Annotated in this window: 12 protein-coding genes; 5 read left to right on the forward strand and 7 right to left on the reverse strand. The window is 60.3% G+C overall.

Translation table 11 applies throughout. The features are described from left to right. Nucleotides 1–54: 54 nt before the first annotated feature. The 3 genes from BLL42_RS15840 to BLL42_RS15850 form a co-directional block, all read right to left on the reverse strand. A complete protein-coding gene (locus BLL42_RS15840) occupies nt 55–1,650 on the reverse strand; it encodes a GMC family oxidoreductase (protein ID WP_071552944.1) in 1,596 nt (531 codons plus the stop codon). Nucleotides 1,651–1,809: 159 nt separating this feature from the next. Further along, complete coding sequence (locus BLL42_RS15845) at nt 1,810–2,355, reverse strand: twin-arginine translocation pathway signal protein (protein WP_071552945.1); 546 nt, start codon at nt 2,353–2,355, stop codon at nt 1,810–1,812. Nucleotides 2,356–2,381: 26 nt separating this feature from the next. Next, nucleotides 2,382–3,812, reverse strand: a complete 1,431-nt coding sequence (locus BLL42_RS15850; RefSeq protein WP_071552946.1) for a coniferyl aldehyde dehydrogenase — start codon at nt 3,810–3,812, stop codon at nt 2,382–2,384. Between the two features lie 146 nt (nt 3,813–3,958). Here BLL42_RS15850 and BLL42_RS15855 point away from each other — a divergent pair, with 146 nt between their 5' ends. Next, complete coding sequence (locus BLL42_RS15855; RefSeq protein ID WP_071552947.1) at nt 3,959–4,630, forward strand: TetR/AcrR family transcriptional regulator; 672 nt, start codon at nt 3,959–3,961, stop codon at nt 4,628–4,630. A gap of 98 nt (nt 4,631–4,728) precedes the next feature. Continuing rightward, nucleotides 4,729–5,583, forward strand: a complete 855-nt coding sequence (locus BLL42_RS15860) for a sulfurtransferase (RefSeq protein WP_071552948.1) — start codon at nt 4,729–4,731, stop codon at nt 5,581–5,583. A 2-nt stretch (nt 5,584–5,585) separates the two neighbouring features. On the opposite strand, the gene BLL42_RS15865 is transcribed toward BLL42_RS15860, so the two are convergent. From BLL42_RS15865 to BLL42_RS15880, 4 genes are all read right to left on the reverse strand, one after another. Continuing rightward, nucleotides 5,586–6,584 carry a hydrolase gene (locus BLL42_RS15865; RefSeq protein ID WP_071552949.1) on the reverse strand — a complete coding sequence of 333 codons (999 nt, stop codon included), beginning with the start codon at nt 6,582–6,584 and terminating at the stop codon, nt 5,586–5,588. A gap of 72 nt (nt 6,585–6,656) precedes the next feature. Then, nucleotides 6,657–7,274: a 16S rRNA (guanine(966)-N(2))-methyltransferase RsmD gene (gene rsmD / locus BLL42_RS15870; protein ID WP_071552950.1), complete on the reverse strand. Its 618-nt coding sequence runs from the start codon at nt 7,272–7,274 to the stop codon at nt 6,657–6,659. Next, entirely contained in the window at nt 7,274–8,764 is a 1,491-nt protein-coding gene (locus BLL42_RS15875; protein ID WP_071552951.1) for a M16 family metallopeptidase, read from the reverse strand. The genes rsmD and BLL42_RS15875 overlap by 1 nt, the downstream gene beginning before the upstream one ends. Then, complete coding sequence (locus BLL42_RS15880; RefSeq protein WP_071552952.1) at nt 8,757–10,118, reverse strand: M16 family metallopeptidase; 1,362 nt, start codon at nt 10,116–10,118, stop codon at nt 8,757–8,759. Before BLL42_RS15880 ends, BLL42_RS15875 begins: the two co-directional genes overlap by 8 nt. A gap of 344 nt (nt 10,119–10,462) precedes the next feature. Between BLL42_RS15880 and ftsY the strand changes: the two genes are divergently transcribed. The 3 genes from ftsY to ftsX are packed head-to-tail and all read left to right on the forward strand — an operon-like array spanning nt 10,463 to nt 13,691. Beyond that, entirely contained in the window at nt 10,463–12,004 is a 1,542-nt protein-coding gene (gene ftsY, locus BLL42_RS15890; RefSeq protein WP_071552953.1) for a signal recognition particle-docking protein FtsY, read from the forward strand. Then, the gene (gene ftsE / locus BLL42_RS15895) at nt 12,001–12,672 is read left to right on the forward strand and encodes a cell division ATP-binding protein FtsE (protein WP_019694097.1); all 672 of its coding nucleotides are present in this window, start codon (nt 12,001–12,003) and stop codon (nt 12,670–12,672) included. The genes ftsY and ftsE overlap by 4 nt, the downstream gene beginning before the upstream one ends. Further along, nucleotides 12,669–13,691, forward strand: coding sequence for a permease-like cell division protein FtsX (ftsX, locus tag BLL42_RS15900; protein WP_071552954.1), 1,023 nt, complete (start codon nt 12,669–12,671; stop codon nt 13,689–13,691). Before ftsE ends, ftsX begins: the two co-directional genes overlap by 4 nt. Nucleotides 13,692–13,750: the final 59 nt, after the last annotated feature.

Below are 13,750 nucleotides of genomic sequence, written 5' to 3' on the forward strand. Positions count from 1 at the left end.
CAAGTCGCCTTTGGGGTAAGAAAGCACTATAGACGGTGCGAATTATGCGTTTTTTCATGCTGTTTTTAAACGCATCGCCAGCGCTGTCGCCAGTTGCGCGGTCAATCCATAGACCGATAATTGCGGGTTGGCACCAATGCTGGTGGGGAACAGCGAACCATCATGGATCGATAGATTACTCAGCTGATGATGACGGCCAAGACTGTCAGTGACGGCGCTTTTCGGGTCTTCACCCATGGCGCATCCGCCCATCACATGAGCGCTGCCCAGTCGCGTGCGGTACAGCTCAAGGCTCAGGCCGTCGATCAAGGCGCGTGCCTCGGCGAGGGTTTTCACGTAGTGCGCATCGGCGTGCATCGGCATGACCGCGTTGGCGCCGCCGGCGAACTGAATCTCGGCCATGCTATGAAACGCCCGGCGTAACCCCTCCCAGGCATAGGCTGAGACCTGATAGTCGAGCACCGGTGAGCCATCGCCGCGCAACTCGACGCTGCCGCCGGGGCTGTCCGGGTGAAAACCGTCACGCAGCAGCGCCAGCATTGCGTGGGTATGCGGCAGTTGCTGCATGTGTTGGGCGCTCTCCTTGCCAACGCCACCGAGCAAGGTCGCTGCCAACGCAGGGTGTAGCGGCGGTACTTCAAGCTTGTAGGACATTTTTCCGGTGGTGCCGTCCTGCCATTGAAAGTGATCGGAGTAAATCGATTGCGGCGCACCGTAGAACGGGTTGATCACTTCGTCGAACAGTCCGGCGGACATGTTCACCAAGTGCAAAAAGGTCCGCTTGCCAAGACGTTCATGGGGGTCCGGGGCTTTGGAGCGCAGCAATAATGCCGGGCTGTTGATGCCACCGCCGGCCAGCACGTAATGCCGCGCCTTGACGGTGATGCTGCGCCCGGTCGGCGCCACGCAGCGCTCATCCATTGCCACGCAGTGCAGGCCAGTGACGGTGTCATCCTTGATCAGCAGTTGTTCGGCGCGGGCCAGATAGAGCAGCTCGCCGCCTTTTTCCAGGGTCGCGGGAATGGTGGTGACCATCATCGATTGCTTGGCGTTGGTCGGGCAGCCCATGCCGCAGTAGCCGAGGTTCCAGCAACCACGCACGTTGCGCGGGATCACATGCCAGCTGTAGCCGAGCTGTTCACAGCCTTTTTTGATGACGTCGTTGTTGGCGTTCGGCGGTACCCTCCACGGGGCGACGCCGAGGCGCTGCTCCATTTTTTCGAACCAGGGCGCCATTTCCGCCGGGCTGTGGCCCTTGACGTCGTGTTCCCTGGCCCAATGTTCGAGGGTCGGTTCGGGGGTGCGAAAACTTGAGGTCCAGTTGACCAGCGTCGTGCCGCCGACTGCGCGGCCCTGCAGGATGGTGATCGCGCCGTCCTTGCTCATGCGGCCGATGCCTTCCTGATAAAGGCTGGAATAGGCCTGGTCTTCAAGCATCTTGAAGTCGCTGCTGGTCTTGAGCGGGCCTTCTTCGATCAGCAGCACCTTGTAGCCGGCAGCGCTGAGAATTTCGGCGGTGGTGCCGCCGCCAGCGCCACTGCCGATGATCGCAATGTCGGCTTCCAGCGTCAGATCATTGGCCAGTTGCGAGCCGTTGTAGGTTTTCCAGCCTCGGGCCAGGCCTTCGCGGAACGGATCGGGTACGGGCATCTTTGGGTTCTCTTTTTATTATGAATAGTGTGGTGAGGCGGATCTCTTCATCGTAGGAGCTGCCGTAGGCTGCGATCTTTTGGCGATTTTTCAGGTATCACAGAATCAAGATCAAAAGATCGCAGCCTGCGGCAGCGCCTACAGGCAGTCGCGACGGTCTCAAACGGTCGGCGGTCCCGGATACCCGCAATGTGCCCATGATTCGGCGCGTTTGTACCAGGCCATCATCACCAGTTGCAGGATCGAGCTGTGGCCCATGCGCAACAGGCTCAGTGAGCTGTTTTGCCAGCGCTGGAGGAATTGGCGGATGTCATCGCCGCTGGCGTTTTCCCAGTTGCCCCAGATGCCCGTCAGTGGCCCGCGAGTGACGGTCATGCCGAGCACGTCGAACAGTTGTTGGGTCAGCTTGAGCATTTCCGGCGACAAGTGATTGAGGTCGTGATCCAGTGATTGCAGGGTGCCTTCGACGGCGGCCGGGAGTTTCTCGACGGCCACGGCACCGTCGAGCATCACCGGGATCAGCGCGCGCAGAAACGGCAGGTCACTGCTGCGCAGAATGGCGAAACCGCTGGCCGGGCTGCTGGCCGAGCATCCGCTGAGGCTGGCACCGAGGCCGACCGTGGTCAGGAAGGCCGTGGCGCAGAGACTGAATTTGAGCAGGCCGCGCCGTGACAGCGCGGGGGATTCGGACAGGCTTGGGTTCATTATTGTTATTACCCAGTCATGAGGTGTCAGCGGATGAACAGCTTCTGGATCAGCTTCTGGATCGACTTGCCGTAAGGCGGATAAATCAGCTTCGCTGCGTTAAAGCGCTGCTTGATCAGCACGCCTTTGGCTTTGCTGAACGTCAGGAAACCTTCATGGCCGTGGTAATGGCCCATGCCTGAAGCGCCGATACCGCCAAAAGGCATGTCGTCTTGCGCGACGTGCAGCAAGGTGTCGTTCAGGCACACGCCGCCGGAATGGGTTTCGTTGAGGACGCGGTTTTGTTCGGCCTTGTTGTAGCCGAAGAAATACAGTGCCAGCGGACGTGGCCGTTGGTTGATGTAGGCAAATGCCTGGTCCAGATTTTTGTAGGGCACGATCGGCAGCACCGGACCGAAGATTTCGTCCTGCATCACGATCATCTCGTCGCTGACATTCAGCAGCAGGCTGTGGCTCATGCGCCGACCCTGATCCTGTTCGAACATCGGGATCAGCAGCGCGCCCTTGCTGGTGGCGTCGCTGAGGTAGCTGTGCAGCCGCGCCAGTTGGCGCTCATTGATGATGGCGGTGTAGTCCGGGTTGTCCGCGAGTGTCGGATAAAACCCGCGAACCGCCTGACGATAGGCTTCGACGAAGGCGCCGATCCGCTCTTCCGGCACCAGGACGTAGTCCGGTGCGACACAGGTTTGTCCGGCGTTCAGGGTTTTACCGAAGGCAATGCGTTCGGCGGCGTCCTTGAGCGGTACATCGTGGGAAACGATTGCCGGAGACTTGCCACCTAACTCCAGTGTCACTGGCGTCAGGTTCTCTGCCGCCGCACGCATTACCTGTTTGCCGATGCTGGTCGCGCCGGTGAACAGCAGGTGATCGAAGGGCAGTTTGGAAAAGGCCATGCCGACCTCGGCTTCGCCCAACACCACGCACACCAGGTCTTCGGGGAACACTTTGGCCAGCAACGTTTTGAGCAGTTGCCCAGTGGCCGGCGTGGATTCGCTGAGCTTGAGCATCACCCGGTTGCCCGCCGACAACGCGCCGACCAACGGGCCGATAGCCAGGTACAGCGGGTAGTTCCACGGCACGATGACCCCGACCACGCCCAGCGGCTGATAAACCACCTTCGCCGCCGCTGGCTGAAAGGCCATGCCTACCTTGCGTGGGGACGCTTTCATCCAGCCTTTGAGGTGTTTGCTGGCGTATTGAATGCCGTGCAGGCTCGGCATCAGCTCGGCGAGCAGGGTTTCATCGGCGCTGCGGTTGCTGAAATCCTGACTGATCGCGTCGATCAAGGCCTGACGCTCGTCACTCAACAGATCACGCAATGCCTTGAGCCATTGCTGGCGTTGCGCAGCCGGCGGCATTGGGTGGGCCGCATAGGCCTGACGCTGGGCGGCAAACAGATCGTGGAGCTCACTCAATGGCTGCTGGGAGTTTTGCAGGTAGGCAATGTCGGCGGGCATGGTAGCTCCGGTTTTTTTTAGAATGAGGAAGTTTTTAGAGTCTATGCTCTAGAAAGTCAAATGACATCCTCGGGAGGCGATGATTTATCCGCCGGCGGATAGGTCGTAAGATGCCCGGCAACGCACTCTGAATTAAAGCTCAAGCCATGGCCCCACGAATAAAAACCAGCGAGCGCATCGTGCAGAACAGCCTGGAGCTGTTCAATCAGCAAGGCGAACGCAGTATCAGCACCAACCATATCGCCGCGCACATGGAAATTTCTCCGGGCAACCTGTACTACCACTTCCCCAACAAGCAGGCGATCATTGCCGTGTTGTTCAGTGAGTACGAAGCCTTGGTAGAGAGCTTCCTGCGGCCACCCCAGGGCCGTGCCGCGACCGTTGAAGACAAGCGCTTCTACTTGAAGGAACTATTGTCTGCCATGTGGCGGTATCGGTTTTTGCACCGTGACCTCGAGCACTTGCTCGACAACGATGTGGAGCTGGCTGCCCGCTACCGGCGTTTTTCCCAACGTTGCCTGATCCAGGGCACGGCGATTTACGCAGGCTTCGTCGACGCCGGCATCCTGTGCATGGACGAGGTCCAGATCGAATCCCTGACGCTCAATGCCTGGATCATCCTCACGTCCTGGGTGCGTTTTCTGTGTACCACACGGGAAAATTCCAACCATCTCAGCGAGCAAGCCATTAAACGTGGCGTGTATCAGGTGCTGGTGCTGGAAGCAGGATTTGTCACGGAGCAAGCCCGCGAGGCGGTCAATGCCTTGTTCGAGGAGTTTTACGTGCCGTTGGCCCAGGCGCTGGAAGAAGTGCAGTAGGATCGAGCAAAGACATAGGGGGTGTTCTCAATTAGTTTCCACAACCCGGCGCGGAGTGGAAACTAATTGAGAACACCCCCTCACCACAGGAGCCCGCTATGCCCATTGCGCAACTGATCAGCCCGAACGCCCTGGACCAGAAAAAGAATCAGGCCGGGTGGGTGATTCTGGATTGTCGTTTTGCCCTTGAAGACCCTGATTACGGCCAGCGCAGCTATGCCGAAGGGCATATCGCCGCGGCCTCGTTTGCTGATCTGGAACGTGACCTCAGCGGGCCAGTGGTCAAGGGTGTCACCGGTCGCCATCCATTGCCGACGCCGCACCACTTGATTCAGCGCTTGCAGGATTGGGGCATCAGCAACGACAGCGAAATCGTTTTGTATGACGACGGTCCCGGCATGTATGCCGCGCGAGCCTGGTGGTTGCTGGCGTGGCTGGGCAAACGCGATGGCGTGTTCATTCTCGACGGTGGCCTCAAGGCCTGGCACGCGGTGGGTTTACCGCTGAGCCTGGATGCACCGGCAATCACCCGTGGGTCCTTCACCGGTGCGCCCGACCACACTTTGTCAGTGAGTGCCGAGGAACTGCAGCAACGCCTCGGCCAACCGGCGATGACCTTGCTCGACGCCCGGGGCCTACCGCGTTTTCGTGGCGAGGTCGAGCCGATTGACCCAGTCGCCGGGCACATTCCTGGCGCGCAATGCGCAGCCTTCACGGACAACCTGGGCGTGGACGGGCGTTTCCTTCCCGCTGATCAGCTCAAGCAGCGCTTTGCCGCGAAACTGGGTGATCGTTCGCCGACCGAGCTGGTGGCGTATTGCGGCTCGGGCGTGACCGCGTGTCATAACCTGTTTGCGTTGTGCCTGGCCGGTTATCCATTGGGCTCGCTGTATGCCGGGTCGTGGAGCGAATGGATTACCGATCCGACGCGCAAGATTGCCACCGGCGATTAACCTTATTCGGGACCTGCGTTGGCCAGCCAATACGGGATGCGCCGTTCCAGGTAGTAGCCGGGGGTGCGGAATGTGCCGTCGACAAAGCCGACATGCCCGCCCTTGGCCTGTAATTCGAACTGCGTGCTGTCTGACAATTCGCTGGTTTGCGGCAAGCTGTGGAGAAACACGAACGGATCGTCTGCCGCGTGAATGATCAGCGTCGGCGTGCGGATTTCACCGAGAAAATAGCGGCTGGAGGCGCGGCGATAGTAATCCTGCGCATCCCTGAATCCGTTCAGCGGTGCGGTCACCCGGCCATCGAAATCCCAGAAAGTGCGCATGTTTTCCAGTGATCCGAGTTTGGCCAGGGTTTCCAGACCCTCGTGGTGGCCGTCGTGCAGAAATTTCTGCTGCTTGTTCTTGATGTAAGCGAGCATCTCGCGCATGAAGTGCGCTTGATAGAGCCTGGAAAAGCCTTGGCCGATGCGGTCGGCGCACTGGTCCAGGCGAAAGGGCACCGAAACCGCCACAGCGCCCTGCAACTGACTGCCGCTGCCGGTTTCCCCCAGGTGTTTGAGCAGCACGTTGCCCCCCAGCGAATAGCCGACCGCGTACAGCGGCGCCGAGGGTCGAGTGGCTCGGAGGTGGTTGATCGCCGCCGCAAGGTCTTCGCTGGCGCCGGAGTGATAGCTGCGCGGCAACAGATTCGGTTCACCCGAACAGCCGCGCCAGTTCAACGCCACACTGGCCCAGCCTTGGCTGGACAGGGCTTTTTGCAGGCCGGCGACATAGGGTGAGTTTGAAGAACCGGTTAAACCGTGCAGCACCAGCACCAAGGGTGCATCGGCGATGTGCGGCCCGTGCCAGTCGAGGTCGAGGAAGTCACCATCGTCGAGCCACAGGCGTTCGCGTTGTCGATCCAGGTGCGTGGTAGTGCGCCACAGTGGCCCCCACAAGGTTTGCAGGTGCGGGTTGCCGAGGCCGAAGGCGGGGGTGAAACGATCTGGCGGTGTAGGCACGGTAATTCTCGATGCAGCGGTGCGTGCCTGGGGCGGGAGACCCCAGGAACACACCTTGTTCAGGCCGGTGGATTAACCGGCGATCTCTGCCGTACGGTGCCACAACGCGTAGTAGACCCGCCCGGATTTTTGCTCCCGGTGCAGGCGCCAGCCCCCTGGCAGACCGAGGGTCGATGGCGCGGTTTCACTTTCAGTGTAGATCCATGCGTCGTCGGCCAGCCATTGGCGCTCTTCAAGCAGTGTACAAACGGCGGGCAACAGGTTCTGGTTGAACGGCGGATCGAGGAATACCAGGTCGTAGGCGATCGCTGGCTGGGTTTCCAGGTAACGCAAGGCGTCGGCGGTCTGCACCTGGCCAACGGTGCAGCGCAGCGTTCCCAAATGCTCTTTCAGGCTGGAAACCGCCAGGCTGCTGGCGTCCAGCGCCTGGCCCATGGCGGCGCCACGGGACAGCGCTTCAAGGAACAGCGCGCCGCTGCCGGCAAACGGGTCGAGCACTTTGGCCCCGGCAACGTACGGCGCGAGCCAATTGAACAGGGTTTCACGCACGCGGTCGGGCGTCGGACGCAGGCCCGGAGCGTCAGGGAAGCTCAGGCGACGGCTACGCCATTCGCCGCCGATGATGCGCAATTGGTTCACACCGTTGTGGACGTTGTGAACGGGTTTTTTAGGACGCGATGGGCTGGCCATTAATGCTCCGGAACCCCGAGCGGCTGCTCGGAAGGTTTGTCAGTTGGGGCCGGTAACGGCTTTTGCGGCACGGTCGGGCCAGCAGAAACGATGACCATTTTGTCCGTGCTCAGGTGTTTGTTCATTGCCGCGGTGACTTGCTCGACGGTCAGGCTCTGGGACTGCTGCATGAAGTCTTCGAGGTAGCTCAGCGGCAAGTCATAGAAACCCATGGCGCCCAGTTGGCCGACGATATCGGCGTTGCTGGCAGTGGACAGCGGGAAGCTGCCGGCCAGTTCACGCTTGGCGTCGTCGAGCTCTTTCTGGGTCGGGCCGGTTTTAAGGTAGTCGGCGAGCACGTCCTGCACCAGTTTGAGCGTGCCTTCGCTCATTTCGGCGCGGGTTTGCAGGTTGATCATGAACGGACCACGGACCTGCATCGGCGTGAAGCCCGAGTAGACGCCATAGGTCAGGCCGCGTTTTTCCCGCACTTCGCTCATCAGTCGGGTGCCGAAGCCACCGCCACCGAGGATCTGGTTGCCCAAGGAGACGGCCGCGTAGTCCGGATCGTCACGGTCGATGCCCAATTGCGCAAGCATCAGGTTGGTTTGCTTGGACGGAAACTCGATGTGACCGGTGCTGGCTTTTGGTTCAACCGGTTGTTCGATTTTCGCCAGCGCCGGGCCTTTTGGCAGTGCGACGGACATCTGTGCGGCAATCGCTTCGGCTTCACTGCGCGACAAGTCACCCACCAGTGCAATCACTACGTTGCCTGCGGCGTAGGCTTTCTCGTGGAAGGCCCGCAATTGCGCCACGGTAATCGGCGGGACACTTTGCGCGTTGCCGTCGCTTGAGTGCGCGTAAGGGTGGTTGCCATACAGGCGGTTTATCAGCTCCAGGCTCGCCAGTTTGCCGGGGTTCTGCTTCTGGTACTCAAAACCGGCGAGCAGCTGGTTCTTGATTCGCGCCAGCGAGTCGGCCGGGAATGTCGGCTTGCCAACGACGTCAGCGAACAGCTTCAGGGCAGGTGTGCGTTTATCCACATCGCTCAGGCTGCGCAACGAGGCGACGGCCATGTCTTTGTAGGCACCGTTGCCGAAGCTTGCGCCCAGGCCTTCGAAACCTTCAGCGATCTTGCCGACATCTTTGCCGGCGATGCCTTCGTTGAGCATGGCGTTGGTCAGCACGGCAAGACCTGGTTTGTCGCCGTCCTGGCTGCTGCCGGCGGCGAAGATCAGGCGCATGTCGAACATCGGCAGCTCGGGGGCGGCGACGAACAGCACCTTGGCGCCTTCAGCGGTTTTCCAGGTTTGCACGTCCAGCGTGCGGTGGCTCGGCGCTTTACCGTCGAGTTCGGTCAGTGATTGCAGCTTTTTGCTGACCTTGGCCTGATCGAGGGCTTCGCTGGCGTTGGTCTCGGTCGAACGGCTGAAGTAAAAACCGAGCGAGCCGACCAGCGCGACGAGTACCAGGCCGATCAGGGCCAGGCGTGGTTTTTTACTCTCACTCATGAGCGGCTTCCTCGGGCAGTGGCAGTACATGCGCAACGCTGAGACGTTCGCGAGTGAAATAGGTGCGGGCAGCTTTCTGGATATCTTCCGGGGTCACGCTTTGCAGCTCGGCGAGTTCGGTGTCCATCAACTTCCACGACAGACCGACGCTTTCCAGCTGACCAATGGCAGAGGCCTGACTGGTGATCGAGTCACGCTCATAGACCAGACCGGCAATCACTTGAGCGCGCACCCGTTCAACTTCGTCAGCCGACGGGGCAGTGGTTTTCAGCTGTTCGAGCAGTTTCCACAGACCGGCTTCGGCCTGGGCCATGGTTTTGTGTTTCTGGGTGTTCGGCGTCGCCGACAAGGTAAACAGGCTGTCACCGCGGCTGTAGGCGTCGTAGCTCGACGCACCGCCGGAGATCAGCTCTTCGCCGCGCTCCAGTTGTGCCGGAATACGCGCGCTGTAACCGCCATCAAGCAACGCCGCAATCAACCGCAGGGCATTGACCGAGCGCTTGTCTTGCGCAGTGGCGATGCTCGGCACGTTGAAGGCCAGCATCAGGCTCGGCAGTTGGGTCTGTACATGCAGGGTGATCTGGCGCTCGCCAGGTTCGGCCAGTTCCAGCGGAATCTTCGCCGGCGGCACGTCGCGCTTCGGGATCGGCCCGAAGTAGCGCTGAGCCAGGGCTTTGACTTCGTCCGGGGTTACGTCACCGACCACCACCAGCGTGGCATTGTTCGGCACATACCAGGACGTGTACCAGTGGCGCAGCTCTTCGACCTTCATGCGGTCCAGGTCAGCCATCCAGCCGATGGTCGGCGTGTGATAACCGCTGGCCGGGTAGGCCATGGCCTTGAAGCGCTCGTAAGCCTTGGCCATCGGCTTGTCGTCGGTGCGCATGCGGCGCTCTTCCTTGATCACTTCGATCTCGCGGCTGAACTCGTCGGCCGGCAGGCGCAGGTTGGCCATGCGGTCGGCTTCAAGCTCAAAGGCCACGCCCAGGCGATCACGGGCCAGCACCTGGTAATACGCGGTGTAGTCGTCGCTGGTGAAGGCGTTCTCTTCGGCGCCGAGGTCGCGCAGGATCAACGACGCTTCACCGGGGCCAACTTTCTCGCTGCCCTTGAACATCATGTGTTCCAGGGCGTGAGACAAACCGGTCTGGCCCGGGGTTTCGTAGCTGGAGCCAACCTTGTACCAGATCTGGGAAACCACCACGGGCGCCCGATGGTCTTCGCGCACGACGACCTTGAGGCCATTGTCGAGGGTGAATTCGTGGGTCGGTTGAGGGTCGGCAGCCAAAGCTGAAAGGGGCAGACAAACTGTGCTGAGCAGCAGGCCAGCAGCGCGGCGGGCTAGAGCATTCATTCGTTTTTAAACCTGTTGGGCTGCCCGCGTGGTCTTAGCGTCGGCGGGCTAGAGGGTGCTAGGATACTGATCCGTTTTACTGGCGGCCACGCCTATCAGGCCTTTGATCGGTCAGCAGGCTGTATGGGTTTGCGGAAGAAGCTTTGGGTTTATCAGCTAAACTCCGCGTTTTCGCCGACGATGCCGTTCCAGTCTTTTGTATTAGTCGACTTTTGAGGTGCTGTTGAGCACTTCGACAAAATGTTGCGCGCGAACAAGCTGGGTGAAACGCAGTCTGTTCTGCATCGAATATTTATTTGCCGAGGCGCCATTGGCGCGTCGCTACCGTGAGATAGCCGTCCTCCATGTTTGGTTCCAACGACGACAAGAAGACCCCAGCTGCGGCTGGCGAGAAGAAAAGCCTGTTCGGATGGCTGCGCAAAAAACCGCAGGAACCCGTCGTCGAACAGCCACAGCCACTTTCCGAGATTGCGCCTGAGCCGGTAATAGAAGCTGCGCCCGTTGCGCCGGCCCCCGTGGTCTCGCCGATAGCCGAGTCCGTGCTGCAACCGGTGGTCGAGCCACAGCCTGCGCCAGTGGCAGAAGTCGCGCACACACCGTGGTTGACGTTGCCGGTGGCAGAAGAGCCGGTGGCTCTGGTTGAAGACGAACTGGCGCCGCATGTCACACCACCGATTCCTGCGCCGACGGTGGTCCAGCAAGCCGTCGAGCTGCTGGTCGTCGAGCCGGTCCCCGTCATCGAACCGGCGGCTGAACAGCTGATCGTTGATGAGCCTGATCTGCCTGAACCGGTGATTGCGGCATTTGTTGTGCCAGAACCTGCGCCACAGCCTGCCCCGGTACCCGTCCCAACGCCGGCACCGGTAGTCGTAGCGGCACCGGTAACGCCACCAGCTCCGGTCGTTCCGGTTACGGCTCCGGTGGAAGCCGAACCGGTTCGCACCGAAGAAACCAAAGCCGGCTTCTTCGCGCGCCTCAAGCAAGGTCTGTCGAAAACCAGCGCCAGCATCGGCGAGGGCATGGCCAGCCTGTTCCTCGGCAAAAAACTGATCGACGACGAACTGCTCGAAGACATCGAAACCCGCCTGTTGACCGCTGACGTCGGCGTTGAAGCCACGTCGGTGATCATCCAGAGCCTGACCCAGAAGGTCGCGCGCAAACAACTGGCCGACGCCGATGCGCTGTACAAATCCTTGCAGGCCGAGCTTGCCAGCATGCTCAAGCCTGTCGAGCAGCCGCTGAAAATCACCTCGCAGAACAAGCCGTTCGTGATTCTGGTGGTCGGCGTCAACGGCGCCGGCAAAACCACCACCATCGGTAAATTGGCGAAGAAGCTGCAACTTGAAGGCAAGAAAGTCATGCTCGCGGCGGGTGACACCTTCCGTGCCGCGGCGGTCGAGCAATTGCAGGTCTGGGGCGAGCGCAACAAGATCCCGGTGATCGCTCAGCACACCGGCGCCGACTCGGCTTCGGTTATCTTCGATGCGGTACAAGCCGCCAAGGCCCGTGGGATTGACGTGCTGATCGCCGACACCGCCGGTCGCCTGCACACCAAAGACAACCTGATGGAAGAGCTGAAAAAGGTTCGCCGGGTGATCAGCAAACTCGACGCCGATGCGCCGCATGAGGTGCTGTTGGTGCTCGACGCCGGTACTGGCCAGAACGCCATCAACCAGGCCAAACAATTCAACCAGACGGTCGAACTGACCGGCCTGGCCCTGACCAAGCTCGATGGCACGGCCAAGGGCGGGGTGATTTTCGCCCTGGCCAAGCAGTTTGGTCTGCCAATTCGCTACATCGGTGTCGGTGAAGGCATTGATGACTTGCGTACCTTTGAAGCAGAACCCTTTGTCCAGGCACTGTTTGCCGAGCGGGAGCGTTCATGATTCGTTTCGAACAGGTCGGTAAGCGCTATCCGAACGGTCACGTCGGCTTGCATGAGCTGAGCTTTCGAGTCCGTCGGGGCGAGTTCTTGTTTGTCACCGGCCACTCTGGCGCCGGTAAAAGTACCTTGCTGCGGCTGTTGCTGGCCATGGAGCGTCCGACCACCGGCAAACTGCTGCTGGCCGGGCAGGACCTGGCCACCATCAGCAACGCACAGATTCCGTACCTGCGTCGGCAGATTGGTGTGGTGTTCCAGAACCACCAGTTGCTGTTCGACCGCACCGTGTTCAACAACGTCGCCTTGCCGTTGCAGATTCTCGGCTTGTCCAAGGCTGAAATTGCCAAGCGAGTGGATTCGGCTCTGGAGCGTGTGGCGCTCTCGGACAAGACCGATCTCTACCCGGGCGACCTGTCCACCGGTCAGCAACAGCGCGTCGGCATTGCCCGCGCCATCGTCCATCGCCCGGCCTTGCTGCTGGCAGACGAACCGACCGGTAACCTCGACCCGCGTCTGGCGGCAGAAATCATGGGCGTCTTTGAAGACATCAACCGTCTGGGCACCAGCGTACTGATCGCCAGTCACGATTTGGCGCTGATCGCCCGCATGCGCCATCGCATGCTGACCTTGCAGCGTGGCCGATTGATCGGCGACGGGGAGGCCGGGGTATGAGTGCAACACGCAGTCCGAAGGTTTCCGAGCGCGTAGCCCCGAAGGCTGCCGATCCGCAACCACAGAAGAAAAAACGCGACGAAGACGACGGCCCGGACTTCAGCACCTTGCTGCACGCCTGGATCGAAAGCCATCGCGCCAGTTTGCTGGACAGCCTGCGGCGTCTGGGCAAGCAGCCGATCGGCAGCTTTTTCACCTGCCTGGTGATGGCGGTTGCCCTGAGTTTGCCGATGGGCTTGTCGTTGCTGCTGAACAACGTCGAACGTCTGGGCGGTTCCTGGCAGCGTGCGGCGCAGATATCGCTGTACCTGCAGATCGATGCCAGCGCCAACGAAGGCGAGCAACTGCGCGAGCAGATCAAAGGCCTGCCGGGTGTAGCCGATGCCGAATACATCAGTCGCGAACAGGCGCTGGAAGAGTTCCAGCAGCAGTCCGGTCTGGGTGAGGCGCTCAAGGAGCTTCCGCAGAACCCGTTGCCTGGCGTGGTGCTGGTCACTCCGAACGAAGTCGACAAGGCGACCCTTGAAGCATTAAGACAAAAACTTTCCGAATTGCCGAAGGTACAACAGGCGCAACTTGATCTAGTCTGGGTCGAGCGTTTGGCGGCCATCCTCAAGCTGGGCGAGCGGTTTGTCTTCGGTCTGACGGTGCTTTTGGTGTCTGCATTACTTTTGGTGATAGGCAATACCATTCGTCTTCATATTGAAAACCGCCGCACAGAGATAGAAGTGATTAAACTCGTCGGCGGCACTGACAGCTATGTACGTAGGCCTTTTCTGTACATGGGTGCGCTTTATGGCTTCGGTGCGGGGATTCTTTCCTGGGGTGTCCTGGCGTTCGGCCTGAACTGGCTGAATGACGCAGTGGTTGGGCTGGCCGGCTTGTATGGCAGTAATTTCGCGTTGGCCGGGGTGCCGGTAGCCGATGGTCTGTCACTCTTGCTAGGCGCGGTGCTGTTGGGGTATATCGGTGCCTGGATTGCGGTAGCGCGCCATTTGAGAGAGCTCGCACCGAAGTAGCGTCTTTTTGCTTGTATGACCTTTCAGCGTGTAGGGGAACTTGTTCTTCGGTTTCCGGT

This window comes from Pseudomonas frederiksbergensis (assembly GCF_001874645.1).
In the GTDB taxonomy this organism is placed as follows: Bacteria; Pseudomonadota; Gammaproteobacteria; order Pseudomonadales; family Pseudomonadaceae; genus Aquipseudomonas; species Aquipseudomonas frederiksbergensis_B.